Source organism: Acinetobacter geminorum (assembly GCF_013009345.1).
GTDB classification, from domain to species: domain Bacteria; phylum Pseudomonadota; class Gammaproteobacteria; order Pseudomonadales; family Moraxellaceae; genus Acinetobacter; species Acinetobacter geminorum.
Window position 1 is genome coordinate 1 of record NZ_JABELE010000061.1, and the last position, 269, is coordinate 269.

Annotated in this window: 1 protein-coding gene; it reads left to right on the top strand. The window is 39.4% G+C overall.

Going from position 1 to position 269, the window contains the following annotated elements; genetic code table 11:
• On the top strand, nt 1-269 hold a 269-nt coding region (locus HJG58_RS18690; RefSeq protein WP_170249806.1), incomplete at both ends, for a CoA transferase.

Genomic DNA, 269 nt, shown 5'->3' on the forward strand with positions numbered 1-269 from the left:
CTCAAGAAGCTGCATATTATCAGTCTACCAACCGCAATAAACTATCTGTTGCTATCGACATTGCTAGCTCTGATGGACAAGAATTGATTAAAGCTCTTATTCAAGACACCGATGTTGTGATTGAAAACTACAAAGCGGGTTCTTTGAAAAAATACGGTTTAGACTACGAGTCTTTATCTGCGATTAACCCTAAACTGGTGTATTGCTCGATTACAGGTTTTGGTCAAACTGGGCCAAGAGCAGAGGAACCCGGTTATGACTTTATTATT